The sequence below is a fragment of the Bacillus aquiflavi genome, from assembly GCF_019915265.1.
GTDB lineage: Bacteria > Bacillota > Bacilli > Bacillales > Cytobacillaceae > Bacillus_BT > Bacillus_BT aquiflavi.
The window spans coordinates 253,483-271,993 of the sequence record NZ_CP082780.1 but is presented as its reverse complement, the minus strand read 5'-3'; the positions used below and the strand labels follow the sequence as shown (position 1 = coordinate 271,993).

Sequence of the window (18,511 nt, the reverse complement as noted above, 5' to 3'; positions counted from 1 at the left end):
ACACCAAAAACCTGTAGCCCATCCTCTAATTGCAGGAAATCCTAAACCACTGAATTAAACCATCCGTTTCTCTGTTTCTCTTAACGATTTCGGCAATTTGGATTTCCGCGGAAACAATGACATCAAAATACAAGTGATTATCTGGGGAACTGGTAATAGTCACCCACTTTACCTCAAAGTCTACTAAACTAGCCTCATCGGGCTCCAGAACAAAATTCGATCGTGATTCAAGTTGGGAAGGATTTTCTTCAATAAAATCCGCCAATCCCTTGAATATTTCATCATAATAGTGTTCTTGAACAACGTCTGTAAATGAACGTATTTTCCCCATAGACAAGTCTCCTTGCTCTTCTGTTAAATATTAGTCTAGTACACTCTTCTCCTAGATTTCTGGATATCTCCGAAAACTGATCCTCAATAGAATCTTTACCATCTCATTTTTTTAGTATTTGCTCCCCGTCCCCAACCTACGTTGTTCCTACGCGTTTGTGAAAAGAGCCAAGGTTTAAATCCCCCTAAGCTCTTTTCTAAACGCTATTATTTTCCTAAAAGGCTGATAAGCTTACTTAGTTCTTCTTTCGCTTCATCGGTTGTCCCGTTCAACTCGTTCAAAAGCCCAAACAAGTTATCATATGAATTCGCGATTTCTGCTTGAACTTCTGTCAACTCTTGAGCCACTTGTGAAAGTGGAATAACTTCTTCTTCTTCAAACGTGTCGACATAACGTGGAATGTTCAAATTGTAATCATTTTCTTTGATTTCATCCAAAGATGCCACATGAGCATATTTCTCAACATCTTCACGGTTACGGTAAGTTTCGATAATTTTGTTGATGTTTTCAGGAGAGAGTTTGTTTTGATTCTTTCCTTTTTCAAACTCATTTGAAGCATCGATAAATAAAATATCTTTATTTTTGCGCGCTTCACGACCTTTAAATACGAGCACACATGTTGGGATGCTTGTACCATAGAACAAGTTAGCTGGCAATCCAATCACAGCATCTAACAGATTATTGTCGATGATATTCTTACGGATTTTACCTTCAGACGCACCGCGGAAAAGTACCCCATGTGGTAAAACGATAGCCATTGTTCCAGCTTTATCTAAATGGTACAGTCCATGAAGAACAAAGGCATAATCTGCCTTAGATGCAGGTGCTACACCAAAACCCTTGAAACGCGTATCTTTTTCACGATCAACGTCTTTTGTATTCCATTTCTGAGAATATGGAGGGTTAGCTACGACCGCGTCGAACTTCAAAGGAATTTGTGTGCCATCTTTTTCAGCAAATGGCCAGTCAGCATCAAGTGTGTCTGCGCGCCTGAGCTCCATATTGCGATAGTTAACACCATGCATCATCAAGTTCATGCGAGCTAAGTTATAAGTTGTCGTATTCAACTCTTGGCCATAAAACTCAACGCTTCCTTCTTCATTACCATTTGGCAATTCTTTTTGAACTGTCAAAAGAAGTGAACCTGATCCCATTGTAGGGTCATATACGCGGAATTGGTCGCCAGTACCTTCTGCATTAATCGTGACAATTTTTGCGAGGATTTGACTAACTTCATGAGGTGTATAAAATTCTCCACCTTTTTTACCAGCATTGGCAGCAAACTGTCCAATCAAATACTCGTACACGTCACCCAAAATGTCATGTCCTGAATCGTCTTTGAAAGTGAATTCGTTAATCATCAACACGATATCATTCAAAGCCTTTGCACGTTCGTTTGTACTTGAGCCGAGACGGGTGTCCCCAAGATTAACATCTGAGAATACGTTAGCAAAGTCAGCTTCTGCGACTGCGTTACGTTTGGCATTTGTATTGAATGAGTCAAACATGTCTTGGAAGTCACTAGCTTTGATTTTGTGATTTTCAATTTTTGAGACGATTTTGTCCCAGGTGTAGGCTGGGTCAATCGCATATCCGATACCTTTACTTATTTCTTCAAGGTAATCTTCTTTTTCAGTGTCATCTGTCACTTCGTAGAACTCTTCCAGATCATTGATTTTCAAGTATTCATCTTGATTTTCTGATAAGTAGCGATAGAACATGAATGGTAAAATATAGTTCTTATACTCACTTGCATCCATTGTCCCACGCAGTTTATTTGCCATTTCCCATAGCTTTGATGTAATATCTTTTGCATTACTCATTTGTGTAATCTCCTTTTCTTATACAAACATTTGTTGAAGCAGTGATTTCTTCAAATTTTTAAGCGAATTTAACTCACGCTGATGAAGGGTGATAAGGTTGTCGAAACTCTTGAAGAACTCTCCTATTTTCACTTGTTCATCCGCACTTGGTAACATAATCTCCTGATTTTTTACTAAATCAGAATTCAAGTTGACTTGACTACCGGGCTGTCCGTATTTTTGCCAATTCGGGCGAAACGACTCTAACCATTGGAACATGAACTCACGGTCAAATTTTGATTTTTGAAAAATTAAAAACCCATCGTGTACACCAGTTTTAACATAGTTCACAACAGGTTTTCCAACCGTTGCAGCAATACTCAATAACAAATGCGGTTCAGTTAATACACGAGTTTTTTGTTGTCCAGCTTTTGATATACGTTGTTCAAGATAATGAATACGACCATCTTGTTCAGTTACATCTTGATGTTAGACTCAAAAGTAGACACAGTTTATTATTAAAATAAATAATAATATGAGGTGTCCAAATGAGCAGACAAACATTTGATGAAGATTTTAAAAGAAGTACAGTCCAAATGATGATTGAACAAAACAAGTCGGTTGCCCAGACGGCTAGGGATCTGGGTATTAGTCCAAATACCATTCACAATTGGAAAAAGAAATATGGTGAAGAGTTTATTGAAGCTTCTTTTCCAAACATGACAGAAGCTCAACAATTAAAAGCAATGCAAAAACGGCTACGTGATCTTGAGGAGGAGAATGCAATCTTAAAAAAGGCTATGCACTTCTTCGTGAAAGACCATCGGTAATTTTCTCATTCATCTATGAGAATCGCTTCATTTTCCGTGTGGAGAAGATGTGCAAGGTCATGAAGGTTTCCCGAAGCGGCTATCACAAATGGGTGGATCGCCCTGAAAGTGAAAAAGCAAAACGCCATAAAACTTTAGTTAAGCACGTTCATAAATCATATTTAGAATCCAGGGGACTTTATGGAAGTCCAAAGATTGCAAAAGACCTTGAAAGAAAAGGAGTGCCTGTCTGCCAAAAAACAGTAGCTCGTATCATGAAAGAAGAGAATCTCCGGTCAAAGACAGTTAAAAAATATAAAGCGACTACCAATTCAAAGCATTCTCTTCCAGTCTACGAGAATAAGCTTTAATCAAGAATTTAAAGTAGATGCACCGAATAAAGTATGGGTCGCTGATATCACTTATATTCCAACTTCAGAAGGCTGGCTCTATTTAGCAAGCGTAATGGATTTATTTTCTCGCAAAATTGTTGGCTGGTCCGTGGATAAGACAATGACAAAAGAGTTGGTGATTAACGCTCTGGATCGGGCATATAACCGCCAGAAGCCACCCCTTGGCTCTGTTCTTCATCATTCAGATCGCGGCAGCCAATATTGTTCAAAAGATTATCAAAAGAAATTGACTAAGTATGAGATGGATATAAGCATGAGCAGAAAGGGAAACTGTTATGATAATGCCTGCATTGAATCCTTTCATAGTGTGCTAAAGAAAGAACTTATCTATCTAACTAAATATAAGACGAGAGAACAGGCCAAAAAAGAAATCTATGAATATATCGAAATATTCTATAATTCAAAAAGAATTCATTCGGCCAATGGATACCTTTCGCCGTCCGAATATACGAACGTATGTACCTTAGTAAAGCTGCAAGTTAACACAAGATACACTTTTCCTCTTCATTCAAGAACAGAAGTCATTCTGTTCTTGAATGAAGAGGCCACCAAGCGAAAGCGCGGTAGAGGATAAAAATCTAAAAAATTTGTGTCTACTTTATTGACCTAATACCATCTGCAATTCGTAACCATCCAATATCTGATTTATCATCAAACCATTTCGGATCTTGAATAGGTCGAGGGCTTGCACCACGTACAATATCAGCCAATTCCCCCAACTTACGCTGTTCCCAAGCATCAGTAAATCCTGCAAATCGAATTTCAGGAACATTGGCTCCATCTTTCGGAAACATTTTTTGAAGCAGACTCTTTTTCGTCTCCTTCAGCAGTTCCAACTTACGCTGATTAAGGGTGATGCTGTCGTCAAGAAGTTTAAAGAATGAACCGATTTTGGTTTGTTCTTCTTTATTTTTTGGTAGATCAATCATTAAATTTTTTACTATGCTACCTGATAGATTACCTTGTCCGCCTTGTAAGTAGGTGCTTATAATAGTTTGTTTTTGTTTTTTTAACCACTGAGTAATAAAATACGAATCATCACCAAATTTAGGTTTTATGGCTAAAATTGCTTGATTAATAGCACCATTTATTTGAGAAATTCCAACTTCTCCACTGGTTGCACCATACAAAGCATACAAAATATCCCCTTCAGTAACTAACTTAGCAGACGAATTATTTAAAGCTTCTTCAGTTATAAAAAGTTCAGTTGTATTAGAATTAATTTCACCAGATCGAATAAAAGGAATACTGCCATTATAGTAATCCCTATTATTTGCACTTGGAGTCCCTCCAGAAAAACTATCTGTAATTTCTCCTACCTTTCGCTGTTCCCAAGCATCAGTAAATCCTGCGAATCTAATTTGAGGTGATTTTGTTATTTTATCGCTCATTTCCGTTCTCCTTTTTGTAGTCTACATAATTTTATCACTTGACTATTCTCCCTTCTTAATTTCGTCGGCCATTTCGTAAAATGCTTTACGGAATTCAATGCGATATCGAACCCAGGTTAATGCTGCAATCTTTTCAGCTGCAATTTCTTTATAATCAGCTCTTGCGTCATTCATGATTGCAGTTAACTCACCTTGTTTATCCATATCCTCTTGACCTAATTGGTGTTTCTTTATCAAGCTTTCAAGTTCCTTCGGTTTGATGCTGTTATCCAGTCCCCAAGTACGGATGAAGTTCGTTATAAGTTGGATATTCGTTTCCCTTTGTGCTTTATCCATTGCTTGGTTCATTTTTTCAACATTTCGAGGTGCTGGATAACTATCAAACTCAAACTCTTTTGAAAAAATCTTAGATACAAAGTTACGCACCTTAGATTTTTCTTTTTCATTGTCAGACTTGGCAATTTCAAGATGGATTTCATCACGTGTACTTTCCGCTTTCGACATTTCATTCGCGTGAACTTCGTCAGCCATTCGGGCGATCAAATCAATCAAATAATCATAATTGATGGTAACTTCTTGAATATGAACCATAGAAAGATTGACTTGCGAAATATCAATGTCTTCTCGCTTCGCACGTCGTTCCTTCAACTCACCAGCGATTACCGTTGTTAAAATGACTTCCTGCTCTTCAGTAATACCTAATCGTTCATAGAACTCTTCAGGATGTTCATAGGCAGAAATAGGATTTTTATCATCATCTTCAGTATATTGTTTCAACTGACTAAGCAAGCGATTATACTCTTTCAGATTCTCAAAGACTTCATCTTGTGCTTTTTCACTCGGTGGTAATTGCACGAAATTATCTGTGAGCGCCCCAAGCTTCTTGATAACTTCTTTCATCTCAGCTTGAACCTTGCTAAACGGTTTAGAAATGATACCAGCCTCTTCATTACCTTCTTTCAAATCTTCAAGTGATAGTTGTTCGTCAGCAGATGCACGATTTGAGTAGATAGCAAAAGCCTTATTCATTTCATACTCGTTTTGCTCAGGCCAACGATAATTCACGACATTTCCCCAAGGCTTATCGACAAAGTTATGCATTCGGTTTGTACGTGAGTACGCCTGAATCAAGTTCCCACCCTTAAGCGTTCGATCAATATAGAGCGTATTCATCCCAGGGGCATCAAAACCGGTCAAAAGCTGATCAACCACGATTACCAAATCTAGATAGTTACCATCATCAGACGTCTTATTCAAACGCCGTGCTAAGTCTTCTGTGTAGGCTTTAACGGTCGTCATATCAAAAGCTGTGCCAAACATCGCGTTATAGGCTTTGATGGCTCTGTGCAAGTTTTCATTCGTTTTTAGTTGATGAATACTATTGGATGTATCTGCCGAGAAACTCACCGCAACTTTTAATCGTTGATCTGCAGGACGATTCGCATTCTCTTCCGCAAACTTATCGAAGTATTCCATCGCTCTTGGTGTACTTGCTTTATTACCGCCCACGTGGACTGTAAACAAGGCATTATACTTACGGTCATTTGAACGTTTCTTCCAGTTATCGAATATGTCCTTCACTACCAAGTTCACATGTTCAGGGCTATCATCGTAAACACTTCCACGAATATTATCATCGATATCATCTTCGGTGGGATCCTCGGGAGCCTCGATCGTTTCCTTGAATTCAACGTTAAACCCTAAGACGTTTTTATCCGCAATGGCTTCCTTAATGGTATATGCATGTAATAGTTCACCAAAGATTTCCCGTGTTTCAGGGAATTTCGGTGTACCCGTATAACCAACCCAAGCAGAATTAGGAATCGCTTTTCGTATCGTTTCAAGCATACCTTCATTTTCAGTACCGTCACCGGTTGAACGGTGGGCTTCATCCACGATAAAAAGTATATTTTCATTGAGTGGCTTGAAGCTATCTCGCGCTACATAACGCGACATCTTTTGAATACTTGTTACAATGATGTTCTTATCGCTTTTCTTCGTTAGTTTGCGATGAAGCTCTGAGATATTGGCTGTGTCACCCACTACACCCGTTTTGCCTTCAAATCCCGCAACAGGATCATAGGCTTTATAGGCATCAGCTGTTTGGTTGGTAAGCGCTATTCGGTCAACCAAGAAGACAACTTTATCTACATTAGATAGGCGGCTTGCAAGCCACGCTGTCTTAAAACTTGTGATTGTTTTACCTGAGCCTGTCGTGTGCCAAATGTATCCTAATTTACCATCGTCATATTTGAAGTCAAACTTTCTAACTTTATCAAGCACACGCTTTGTGGCATAGACTTGATAAGGACGCATGACTTTGATACTTTCTTTGTTTTTTGTACCATCAAGTACCATGTAGCGTGTTGCCAAATCATGAGCCATTGGAATGGACAACACTTTATCCGCAAACGTCTTCCATGAACGAATAGGGCGAGCATCATCTTCGTTTTGCCAGTTGAAAGCAAAAGCTCGGTTAAAGCTTTTGAGTAGTGTATTTGCCATGTAACGAATATCAAACGGTGTCATCGCGATTAGAATCTGCAAGGTTTAAAAGATACCGCTGTATTGTTTTTCAGCAATGTACTGTTCCATCTGGTTCAAGGATTCTGTAGTACTGTGAAGTGCTTTCTTTAATTCGATTTGAATAATCGGTAAACCATTAATAAGCAATGTCACATCAAATCGACGGTCGGACTTACCATCAATAACTTTTGGCCGTTTAATTTGATTTACCACTTGATAAACAGTGTTTCCACCGCCAACTTGTGCTTGGTCGAATACTGTCAAAAACACATGCTTACCATTGTCAAGATCCACTTCAATCTCAGAAACACCATTCACTCCATACAAAAATTGTCCAGCTTGGTAAGGTGATTCAATACTAGTGATGATTTTCTTCACCTGATTAAACTCAGTGACAGACAATGGTTCATCTAAACGAGCGCGATTGTTTTGTTCTAGAATCGTTTTAAAGTTATCCCAGAGTTGTTCGGTTGTTTTGATTTCTTTTTTGTATTCCCATTGTTTGACTCCGCCGATTTTGGTCAAATAATCGATGACTTCATTTTCAAATGCTAATTCCGATTGACTTTTCATTTGATCATTCCCCCTTTAATGTTTCTTCTATAATTGAGCTTGTTAATTGCCCTATCAAGTCTGCGTATTGCTTTAACTTGCTCTGCAGCTTCAATGTTTCTGAGTAAATAGCACCTATTTTCTTCTGTTCCTCAAGAGGGATAACAGGGACGGTAATTTCTCCGAGTGAACGAAGTGGAATTCTTAAAACAGGGCCAACCCCCTGTAACTCCCTTTCTTTTTGTCGTCTCACCTCTTTGTAAGCATTAAACAAAAAAAGAAAATATCTCTTATCCAGTTCTTCGCTATCAAACTCTATTTTCGTGAAGTTGAGAGACAACACTTTACCAACATTATCTTTTCCGACCATTGTTGCAAGTTGTAAGGAGTTGCTGATAACAACATCACATTCATTTAGCGATGGGGTATTTAGGGATAAAGATTTCACCCCGTCTTCAGCTACTATTTCTTCATGATTATAATCAGCTTCAAAAGACGCCTGGTCATAATAATTTATTATTTCATTTCCAAACTGTCTTTGCGCCCTCGTGGGATTTATACCTGGAACGAAAGTTACTAACTCTTTTAATGCTCTTTTCTCCAAATAAATCACCTCCAATTTACAGCCTCTTTTTTGAAATATATCTATATTACATATTAAATCACCTCAAACTTGTTTTATCAAACGATAAAATGAAATATTTTTATATTTCCTGTTCCCGATTAAAAAAACCAACAGAAACTATTCTGCAAGCCATGTTTTTAATTCATTCTTCCGGAAAAATATTCTTCTTCACCCATATAGCAAAACCAGCTCTGTAAAACCCCACCACTCTTTCTGCGTAAAAGTAGACCCCCGGGGGTCGCAAAAATCCCCCAAACATTAGTCTGGGGGAACATAAAACACACTTCAATTTTAATCTAAAATCATTAAACCATTGCCACCAAGCTATTTCAACTCTATCAACGCCACGCACTCCACATGCCCCGTCTGCGGGAACATATCAACCGGTTGAATTTCACTTGTTTTATATCCGCCATCTTCTAAAATGCGCAAGTCTCTTGCTAAGGTGGCTGGGTTACAGGATACGTAGACGACGCGCTTCGGTTTCATGTTAACAATCGTTTCGAGTAATGCTTCGTCACAGCCTTTTCGCGGTGGATCGACGACGAGTACATCTGCTTGGACTCCTTGTTTGTACCATTTCGGGATGACAGTTTCTGCCGCTCCAACTGCAAATTCGACGTTCGTTATTTGATTTAATTTTGCATTTCGGTTGGCGTCTTCGATTGCTTCGGGGACGATTTCTACTCCGTACACTTTCTTTGCTTTTTCGGCTAAAAATAAGGAAATTGTGCCAATTCCGCAGTAAGCGTCAATGACGGTTTCCTCTCCTGACAACTGGGCGTATTGCAATGCTTTTTCGTAAAGCACCTTTGTTTGTTCAGGGTTCACTTGGTAAAAAGAACGGGCGGAGATGACGAATTTTACGTTTCCGATGTAGTCGTAGATAACTTCCCGCCCCCATAATACCTTTGTTTCCTTGCCTAAAATTACGTTCGTCCTTTTTCCATTTATATTTTGAATGATCGATTTTACACCGTAGATCCTTGTGATGATGTCGTTGATTAGTTCTTTCTTATAGGGAAGGTTCTCAGTTCGAGTGATGAAAACAATCATCACTTCTCCAGTTTTGAAACCGTGGCGTACAATAATATGACGTAAAATACCTTTATTCTTGTCTTCATCGTAAGCTGAAATACCGTAACGTTGACAAATTTGTTTCACTGTTTGCACAGTGTTGTCATTTTTTTGCTGTTGAATGAAGCACTCGTCCATTTCAATGATTTCATGGCTGCGCTTTTGGTAAAAGCCAGCGATTAGTCCGCCTTCCCTTTCTCCAATTGGAACTTGTGCTTTGTTTCGGTAACGCCACGGATCTGACATGCCGAGCGTTGGATGGATTTTTACGTCTTTTAACTTACCGATGCGCTCGATTACGTCTCGGACATGCTTTTCTTTCCATTTCAACTGCTCTCCGTATTGTAAATGCTGAAGCTGACAGCCGCCGCATTGTTTATAAATAGGACAAGCCGCTTCGACTCTGGCTGGACTTTGTTCATATATTTCGATTAGTCTGCCGATGGCATATCCTTTATTTACTTTGATCACTTTCACTTTTGCTCTTTCTCCCGGCAATCCACTTGGGACAAATATTGGGTAGCCGTCAATTTTGGCAACTCCCGCGCCATCGTGTGTTAAATCTTCAAAAACGGCATCGACATATTGATTTTTTTCAACTGGTAATGTTCGGCTCATGTTTGTCTTCCTTTACTTTCGCTCATTTTATCAAAATGATTGTATCATAATGAAATGATGATTGCGATGTATGCTCATTTATGCAAACCTAATGAAAATAAAAAACTGATCCTCTATTGTAGCACGATTGGAATCAGTTTTTTCGATATTCCTCAATAATCAGGTCTGTCTTCGGGGCGGATTTTATCAATTGGAGCAAATACTTCTACATGACGATAAAGGTTTTCAAATTCGGCTGGCAAAAGACCGCCAAATTCACCATCAAGATTCAATTGGACTTTGTGTTTTGAATGTACTTTGATTCGATTTGCTTTCGTATAAATAACGTGTGAATCATTAATGTGCTCTCCTCGTATTGCAAGACTCGCGATGCGAATAAATTCTGCAAGATTTGTCTTTTTCAAAATTAATAGTGTGAACATCCCATCATTGAGCGACGCATCTGGAGCAAGCTTTTCAAATCCGCCGACAGAATTAGTTAAGCCGACGAGAAATAGCATGACTTCTCCTTCAAAAAGCTTTCCATCATATTCAATACTTACTTCTGTTGCTCGAATAGACGGGAGCATTTCAATCCCTTTCAAATAATAAGCCAATTGACCCAACATTGTTTTTAACTTAATCGGCACTTCATACGTTAATTCAGTCAAGCGGCCGCCACCGGCAATATTAATGAAATAACGTTCATTCATCCGACCGATATCAACTGGAATCGTATCCCCGTTTGCAATAATATCTGTTGCTGCTTCAATATCACGGGGTATTTGCAAAGCACGGGCAAAATCGTTTGTCGTTCCAACTGGAATGACACCAAGCTTTGGACGATATTCTTGTCCTGCAATTCCATTTACGACTTCATTAATTGTCCCGTCCCCTCCAGCAGAAATAACGATATCAAAACGGCGTTCAACCGCTTGGATAGCCGCTTTTGTCGCATCTCCGGCACCAGTTGTCGCATGGCATGATGTTTCATAACCTGCTTGTTCAAGTTTTTTTAATACTTCAGCGAGATGTTTTTTAAACACTTCTCGGCCTGATGTTGGGTTATAAATTATTCTAGCTCGTTTCATCTATCATCATCCTATTATTAAATTGATTCACAGATAAAAAATCCCACCATTTAACATGATAACCTAAATAAAAGAGACTCGCAATTTTAAGAGAATGATTCAAAAAAAAGGAAAAATCCTTTACGATTGTAAAGGATAGAGCTTAAGGCAAGAAGGATAGCACTTATACTAGTTGAAAACGCTAGTCAGGCAAAGCACATAGTACAGAGACGAAAGCGAAATTGTAAGTTTACAAAGCGCAAGCATCAGTAGTGATCCTCAACATAAGAATGATAAACAAAAGGCTTATTGGACACCTTTTGTTTATCAAAGTTATTTTACCATTGTGACACTCACGTTATCCGAATGAATAATTTGCAGGCTGCTCGTTCCTTCACCAACTGTATATGTCCCGTTTTTCCTTCCATTTGTCACTTCCTCAGCTTCAGGTTGATCAGCTTCCGCATTTTCATTTTCACCTAATTGCCACTTATTCAAATCTCCTTCCATATGTTGAACGTCAACTGCTGATAAAAGGACATTGCTCTTTTCTTGTAATTGAACAGAGACATGTGAAGCTTGAGCAACGCTCCATTCACTTACAAGCAGACGTGGTTTAATCGTCACTTGATTAAATTCACTATTTACTTCAAGCTTGATATCATTTGGGACAAGCAGCGTTCCCGACAATGAACTGTGATAACTAAAAATACCGTGATCTGTTGGGAGCCCTTTTACATTCACATAAAGAGTATCTCCCTTTTGCTGCACTGAAACATAATCTTCTGACCGTTTCACTAACGCTTCTTTACTTCCCGTATAAGCTTCATACGTTCCGAACATTGATATTTCTTTCCCTGACGTTCCTTCGATCGTAATCGGATGATTGTTCGTATTTACGACGACACGAGAAATCGTTTCATTTAAAGATTGGTCTAGTACAGGAAGATCAAATGTTTTGTATTCTCTTTCCAAAGCCGCCTCAGCCTTGTCAATCAGCCCAGTAGAGCTTAAAAGTGCAAACCCAATTCCAACCGTTCCTAACACGCCGACAAAAATAATACTAAGGAAATCATATTTTAAAAAAGGGTTTTCTTCTTTTGCTTTTAATAGATACAGTAGAATTTCAACGCCGAGAACAACGAGAATAAGCGGCCACCACGAAACCATCACATGGAGAAGTTTAAAGCCAAACCATTGTGAAATAAACAACATGACCCCTAGCATAATAAGTGAAAGGCCCATAGAAAATGTACCAACACGCCATGTTCTCATTTTAAACGCCCTCCAATAACGATCAGATGACAACTAGTAATCATATTATTATTAATAGTTATCTGTCTTTTTTTCATCATGATCACCCTCTTCTTTGTTTTTACTGCCTGCAAGCAGCTTGATTCCACCAGCAATTAATAAAATACAAACGATCGCTGTTTGGAAATACCGCTCAAACCAATATTGAAAATCAATATTTAGGGCTTCTAATAGAACTGGCGCAAATATTGGGATGAAAATGTTAGTGAACAAATAATATAAACCTAGAAACAACAGTCCAACTCCGACCCATTTTTGATGATTCATGAAATAAGAAAAAATTGGTGTATCTTCAAGTGGCTCGTCTTTGTATTTTGATGCCTTTTGTAAACCATCGAAAAAACTATAAAACCATAAAATTGGGATTAAGAATAAAAATATTCCTAATCGCAATACGTCTAAAATATAAATCGAGAACAGGAATGCAGCCATTAATTGAATTCCTCTGCGCTGCAACCCAAGATATAAATGACCTGCTCCAGGGAAAATAGAAAGGAAAGTTGCAACGGCTTTGCTTTTTTTCCCTTCTTCCCGTCTCACTTCAAAGTCTTCTAAAATCGTGCGATCGACTAGTTCTTTCCCTTGTTGCTTACGGTTTAATTGTTGGATCGCATCGAAAAACCCATACACCCATATAACAGGTAATATCGCTAAAAACACTAAAAATTCTGCTCGATGAGTGAGGACTGCAATAAAGAATACCATCACACCTAAGCCGATGAACGCTGTCAGTAACGTTACACCTCGATTCATTAACCCGAGCTGAAAATGCCCTAAACCCGGAATGAACGATAATATAATTGTAAAAAAGCGTTCCGACTCCTCACTTTTCTGCGCTTCCTGTCCCCCTAATAGAGAATCCGCCTTCTCTTCCTGGAATAACTTAGATGCCGTTATTCCTGTATCAATGAAATTAATGATATATACGATTAAAGCAACGATAGCAAGGAAAGCTACTAAAAAAGATCCTCCAATAACGTATATTAATAAAATCCCGCCAAGCGGCAAACCAAAAACAGTCAATGTATAAAATAATCCACGCATTGGCTTATTTAAATAAAACAGCCCGCCGCCAGGAAAAAACGCTAATAAAAACGCAATAATCGGATTTTTCATTTTTTATCTCCCTCCTTCATTTTTTCGTCAATTGAATCCATCCATGAAAAAGTTTTATCCATTAAATCTTCCGTTACGGAGGTTTTTTCCTTTTGAAATTGAGAGCTTTGAACAGTTTCTGCTATTTCAATAACCGAATGAAATGCCCCTGACACCATTAAAATGACTGTCATTCCAGCTGCTAACAAGTAGTGAAAAGCAGATGATTGATCATACCGCTTTTTCTTCTTTTTGCTTACTTGATATTGATCTTTAGTTGTATCCTCGGCAATAAGTGAATGGGGTTTATCCTCCAATTGATCGTATTGTTCTGCCGTTGATTTCATGATTTCATCCATCACAGCATTCGTAAATGTTTTCTCATGAAGTAAATCCGGGAGTGCTTCTTCATGTTCAGTTACAATTTGAACATACAAATCCATGCATTGGTCACAAGTATAAAGATGACTCTCATATAAATCCCGTTCATGTTCATTCAAATCATTTAAAAAGTATTTCTTCCATTCTTCTTTAGAATAATGTTTCATGAAAAATCATCCTCCTTCCAATGCTTTTTCATCCACTGACGTGCTCGATACAGCTTCGTTTCAATTGTTTTCACTTGAACATGTTGTTCCTCCGACAATTGTTGATAACTTTTTTCTTCTATATAAAAACCATATACGACATCACGATAGTTTTTCGGAAGCTCGTGTAATTTTTGACGAACAAGCTTTCTCCGCTCTTTTCTAATAAGCTCTGACTCAATGCTCATCCTTTCAGTAGGAAATATGTCATCATTAATTGAACCGACGACATCTTCCCGTCGTCTGGCACGTTTTCGTCTCACATCAATTGCATAATTTACGGCAATTCTCGTTATCCAAGTTTTAAAACCTTGATTCTCATATTGGGGGAGTGAATGGTATATTTTCAAGAACACTTCTTGAGCCGCATCTTCTGCCTCTTTTTGATCTCGTAATACCGCAAAAATAGTCCGGAACACATAATTGCGGTACGTTTCTACGAGAATCCTAAAAGCGTGCTGATTGCCGCTTTTTACTTTTTCGACTAAAATCTCGTCGTCGATTTCTCTCCCCCCCTTTCAAGAACCGCTTTCACCCTAATAGACGAAAGTCGTTTTATATTCCCCTACACTTTTTTATAAAAACTTCATTTTATAATTTAACATAAAAATAAAAGATATATTTTTCTTCTTTCATCCTTATATTTAATTGGGAAAGTCACTTGTAAATAATAACAGTAATTTTACTAGAAATAAAAATATTTCTAATGTTGAAGGAATTATTAATTAGAAGATCCAGCGGCATGGGGTTCGTTCATCACTTGATCCATTTTAGAAGGAACTAGACTAGCAAAGATAGAGCATAAAATATAGAAAAAACTTATTATCTAGAATTTATATTTAATCACCCCTTTTCTACAGACAAAGACAATTTTTTGAACAGTGACTGAGTTAATCTAAAAACAATTTAGGGGTGCTGTCAAAATTTAGTGATCACCATCTAGAGGTTTCAATGGGGGGAATTAAAAATATGCTAAATAGATTATAGGGATTTGACTAAGTAATTGCTGTGGTGTAGGAATAAAAAAATCAGTTCCTTATTGTTTTTATCCAATGATCACCATGTTTAAGCAAAATTTAAAAGAGGAATAGTTTAAGAACATAGCCTAACCTCTCTTTCGTGAAGTTTATTTTTTTACAAATCAGTTCAAACGATCATTTAAATAGAACATTTTACTTTAATGTTACTTATTCTTATCCTTTTCTATTCTCTCAACCTTTCAGTGTTAAAAGTGACATAAAATATCCTTTTTCTGAAACAATACCATATATTACGTATATTCTAGTTAAAACTTACTTCATTTTTTTTTTTTTATGATAAGTTAGACTAATATCCTTTAGAGTAAAATAATAAGATTTACATATTGTTAATATCAGAACATTTAGAATATACTTATATTTGTAGGTGATTTCCACTTTCTTTCAAAAAAATAATAAGAGGTGATGTGGAGTGAAGAAAGGAAAATGGCTTGGTGCCGCACTATTAAGTTTAGGTTTAAGTCTATCAATGTTTTCTACTGAAGCTTTTGGACAAGCAGTGGATGCAAAGAAAACGTATCGGGTATGGATTCAAGGGCCATCGGCAAAAAAAGCTCAATTACAAAGTGAAAATGACGTTCGTTGGGATTTTAAAGAGGACGGATTTACAACAACTGTAAACGAAAAGCAATATCAAGCTTTACAAAAAAACAAGAATATTAAAATGGAACTCGTTCCGGAAGCTAAAGTGAGTGCAAAGCCGCAAGCTAAAGCAAGTGCTTCGCCATCAGATCAAACACCTTGGGGAATTGAGGCAATTTACAACGATCCATATATTAGAAGTACTTCAGGAGGAAGCGGGATCAGAGTAGCTGTACTAGATACAGGAGTAAATATTAATCACTCTGACTTATCAGCTAATGCGGAACAATGTAAAGACTTTACCTATAATACTATTAGATCATCATGTGCTGATAGAAATGGTCATGGAACCCATGTAGCCGGTACTGTACTTGCTAACGGCGGGTGGACAGGAACAGGAATCTATGGTGTGGCACCACAATCAAAGTTATGGGCTTATAAAGTATTATCAGACAGCGGTTCAGGCTATTTAGATGATATTGCGGCAGCAATCAGACATGCGGCAGACGAAGGTGTCCGCACTAACACAAAAGTCATCATCTCTATGTCTTTAGGAAGTTCAAGCGACAGCACGCTTATTAGAAATGCAGTAGATTATGCGTACAATAAAGGTGCGTTAGTCGTTGCAGCAGCTGGAAATAGCGGACCAGGTAACAATACAATTGACTACCCTGGCGCATACAGTAAAGCAATTGCTGTAGCAGCTCTTGAAAATAGACAAGAAAATGGAACTTATCGCGTCGCAAACTTCTCTTCACGTGGAAATCAAGCAACGGCCGGTGACTATATTATTCAAGATAGAGATGTTGAAGTATCAGCACCTGGGGCGGCAATTGAATCAACTTGGTCTAACGGAGGATATAACACAATTAGCGGAACCTCGATGGCAACACCGCACGTTTCTGGCTTAGCGGCAAAAATTTGGGCTTCTAATCCAACTTGGTCTAATACTCGTCTTCGGACAGAACTTCAAAACAAAGCAAAACAATACGATATTAAAGGCGGTTATGGAGCGACGACTGGAGATGACCATGCGTCAGGATTTGGATTCCCTCGTGTTAGATAATTGTAAACAAAATTGCAGACGATCAATTTCTAGTTAGACAAATGCTTGGCAGTTGCGGCAATCCCTTAACAAAGTTTAAGCAACGTGCATGCGAGCTATTAACAGTTTAAGATCACTAGATTAGTAACGTCATTGTTTGTTCATTTTCCCCCGCATTAAAAAATAAAGCGGGGGTTTTTTAATTTGAATACTATTCCCAATTTTCATAGACAACTTTCCCGCCAGTTAAGTCAATTGTATTTCTTTCTCCTTTGTAATAAAGCTTACCATTCTCTTCAATAATTAAATTTTTATACGTAAAAACGGTACTGCCGTTAGGTAAATGAATGACAACCTTTTTTCCTAAATCTGGATTTGGTTCTTTTATTTTAGCTGTACTTTTTTTATAAATATAGAACGAACAGACGAGCATCAGACAAGCTGATAAGATCATGAGCCGTACCTTTTTAAATTGACGTTTTTGCTTTTCTTTATGCTTATGATGACGGTCAAACCGATTCATCGCCACTTGTGTACAATCGTTACCCAAAATAGCATGCCTTTCAGAACTAGTCATAATATCACCCTATTATTTAAAGTAAGGAATCTATTAAAGTTCAATTCCTTTTCTTTAACATATGCACAAATGATTGAAAAGATGACATATAATAATGATTTTAGGCTTAGACTTAACGGATATGATCGTTTTTTAATAGACTCAAACGATAGAGACTGTAACATTTCTGACACTAATGTGATGATTAGATTAAAATTCACATATTCTCATAACTTATCGGCATATTTTCTTTCTAGATTGAAATACACTTTATTAACCAGACTGTTTTCGCTCTTTTCATTTTGTCTTTCGCATTCTTTAGGAGGAGGCTATGATTTTATTTTTTAAACTGTTTGTTTGGGCCTGCGTCGGCGGAATTGTTATTTATGTGTTTTCTTTTTGGAAATGGGAAAAAAGTATGCGAAAAAAAATTTATGCGATTCGAAAAACATGGTATGTTATTTATCTTTTTGGAGCTGTAATTTTTTGGACTTATGAGCCGACCTCAATTTTTACTCATTGGCAAAACTATTTAATTGTTGCAGTAATTGTAGTGTTAGTAGATGCGTTTGTATTTTTAAGCACTTATATTAAAAAGTTAGGCCATCACGAATTAGCCACAGATACGAAGGAGCTTCTTGAAGAAAACAGGGACATGATGAAGTCGCAACAGAATAAGCTTAAAACATTTCACTATTTATTGAAAAATGAACCGATTAACATTTATTACGGAGACATCGAAGATTATATAACTGGCATACAAGAACTGTTAAATGCTTTCGGCGAAAAAATCGACATGATTGCAACGATTCATTCATACGCTACGCCTAAAGAAAAGTCATTTGTAATGAGAGAAATCACGAACCGCTCAGCAGCACAATCAGTGCTAGAGAGACAAGAAGTATTTTACAGCGATCAAGAAAAGCTCGCCTTAATCCCGATGATTTTACAAGAACACTCTTATGTTTTAAAACTCAAATCAGCAGATTTTGTCACAGAATTTGATTACCTTCTATTTACCTCGCTAATCTCCATGTATGACTTAATATATGCACCGTTTGAATATGAAGAGGATGGTGATGAAGTGTGAAATCAACTGTAA

The 18,511-nt window shown here is 37.6% G+C and carries 16 protein-coding genes and 1 pseudogene; 3 read left to right on the top strand and 14 right to left on the bottom strand.

Features of this window, described 5'->3' with window-relative positions:
- Positions 1-25: 25 nt before the first annotated feature.
- From K6959_RS01370 to K6959_RS01360, 3 genes are all read right to left on the bottom strand, one after another.
- The gene (locus tag K6959_RS01370) at positions 26-331 is read right to left on the bottom strand and encodes a hypothetical protein (protein WP_179959051.1); all 306 of its coding nucleotides are present in this window, start codon (positions 329-331) and stop codon (positions 26-28) included.
- Between the two features lie 206 nt (positions 332-537).
- Positions 538-2,154, bottom strand: coding sequence for a type I restriction-modification system subunit M (locus K6959_RS01365; protein ID WP_163243218.1), 1,617 nt, complete (start codon positions 2,152-2,154; stop codon positions 538-540).
- An 18-nt stretch (positions 2,155-2,172) separates the two neighbouring features.
- Positions 2,173-2,517 (bottom strand): restriction endonuclease subunit S, encoded by a 345-nt coding sequence (locus K6959_RS01360; protein WP_246234882.1) that lies wholly within the window; start codon positions 2,515-2,517, stop codon positions 2,173-2,175.
- 164 nt (positions 2,518-2,681) lie between these two features.
- Between K6959_RS01360 and K6959_RS01355 the strand changes: the two are divergent.
- A pseudogene (locus K6959_RS01355) lies at positions 2,682-3,803 on the top strand (IS3 family transposase); the annotation flags it as partial.
- A 145-nt stretch (positions 3,804-3,948) separates the two neighbouring features.
- On the opposite strand, the gene K6959_RS01350 reads toward K6959_RS01355, so the two are convergent.
- From K6959_RS01350 to K6959_RS01310, 10 genes are all read right to left on the bottom strand, one after another.
- Positions 3,949-4,746, bottom strand: coding sequence for a restriction endonuclease subunit S (locus K6959_RS01350; RefSeq protein WP_163243099.1), 798 nt, complete (start codon positions 4,744-4,746; stop codon positions 3,949-3,951).
- Between the two features lie 42 nt (positions 4,747-4,788).
- Positions 4,789-7,275 carry a type I restriction endonuclease subunit R, EcoR124 family gene (locus K6959_RS01345; RefSeq protein WP_262421851.1) on the bottom strand — a complete coding sequence of 829 codons (2,487 nt, stop codon included), beginning with the start codon at positions 7,273-7,275 and terminating at the stop codon, positions 4,789-4,791.
- Between the two features lie 21 nt (positions 7,276-7,296).
- Positions 7,297-7,845 (bottom strand): type I restriction endonuclease, encoded by a 549-nt coding sequence (locus K6959_RS18620; protein WP_262421850.1) that lies wholly within the window; start codon positions 7,843-7,845, stop codon positions 7,297-7,299.
- A 4-nt stretch (positions 7,846-7,849) separates the two neighbouring features.
- Entirely contained in the window at positions 7,850-8,437 is a 588-nt protein-coding gene (locus K6959_RS01340) for a restriction endonuclease subunit S (RefSeq protein ID WP_262421951.1), read from the bottom strand.
- A 336-nt stretch (positions 8,438-8,773) separates the two neighbouring features.
- Positions 8,774-10,144 carry a 23S rRNA (uracil(1939)-C(5))-methyltransferase RlmD gene (gene rlmD, locus K6959_RS01335; protein WP_163243096.1) on the bottom strand — a complete coding sequence of 457 codons (1,371 nt, stop codon included), beginning with the start codon at positions 10,142-10,144 and terminating at the stop codon, positions 8,774-8,776.
- 152 nt (positions 10,145-10,296) lie between these two features.
- A complete protein-coding gene (locus K6959_RS01330) occupies positions 10,297-11,214 on the bottom strand; it encodes a diacylglycerol kinase (RefSeq protein WP_163243095.1) in 918 nt (305 codons plus the stop codon).
- Positions 11,215-11,526: 312 nt separating this feature from the next.
- Entirely contained in the window at positions 11,527-12,468 is a 942-nt protein-coding gene (locus K6959_RS01325) for a hypothetical protein (RefSeq protein ID WP_223087428.1), read from the bottom strand.
- 51 nt (positions 12,469-12,519) lie between these two features.
- The gene (locus K6959_RS01320; protein WP_223087427.1) at positions 12,520-13,623 is read right to left on the bottom strand and encodes a hypothetical protein; all 1,104 of its coding nucleotides are present in this window, start codon (positions 13,621-13,623) and stop codon (positions 12,520-12,522) included.
- A complete protein-coding gene (locus tag K6959_RS01315; protein ID WP_223087425.1) occupies positions 13,620-14,150 on the bottom strand; it encodes a hypothetical protein in 531 nt (176 codons plus the stop codon). The genes K6959_RS01320 and K6959_RS01315 overlap by 4 nt, the downstream gene beginning before the upstream one ends.
- The gene (locus tag K6959_RS01310) at positions 14,147-14,680 is read right to left on the bottom strand and encodes a sigma-70 family RNA polymerase sigma factor (protein ID WP_163243107.1); all 534 of its coding nucleotides are present in this window, start codon (positions 14,678-14,680) and stop codon (positions 14,147-14,149) included. The genes K6959_RS01315 and K6959_RS01310 overlap by 4 nt, the downstream gene beginning before the upstream one ends.
- Positions 14,681-15,638: 958 nt before the next feature.
- On the opposite strand from K6959_RS01310, the gene K6959_RS01305 reads away from it, so the two are divergent.
- The gene (locus tag K6959_RS01305) at positions 15,639-16,874 is read left to right on the top strand and encodes a S8 family peptidase (RefSeq protein ID WP_262421849.1); all 1,236 of its coding nucleotides are present in this window, start codon (positions 15,639-15,641) and stop codon (positions 16,872-16,874) included.
- A gap of 190 nt (positions 16,875-17,064) precedes the next feature.
- Here K6959_RS01305 and K6959_RS01300 read toward each other — a convergent pair whose 3' ends face one another.
- Entirely contained in the window at positions 17,065-17,430 is a 366-nt protein-coding gene (locus K6959_RS01300; protein WP_223087424.1) for a hypothetical protein, read from the bottom strand.
- A gap of 310 nt (positions 17,431-17,740) precedes the next feature.
- On the opposite strand from K6959_RS01300, the gene K6959_RS01295 reads away from it, so the two are divergent.
- Positions 17,741-18,499 (top strand): type II toxin-antitoxin system SpoIISA family toxin, encoded by a 759-nt coding sequence (locus K6959_RS01295; RefSeq protein ID WP_163243090.1) that lies wholly within the window; start codon positions 17,741-17,743, stop codon positions 18,497-18,499.
- The last annotated feature ends 12 nt before the right edge of the window (positions 18,500-18,511 follow it).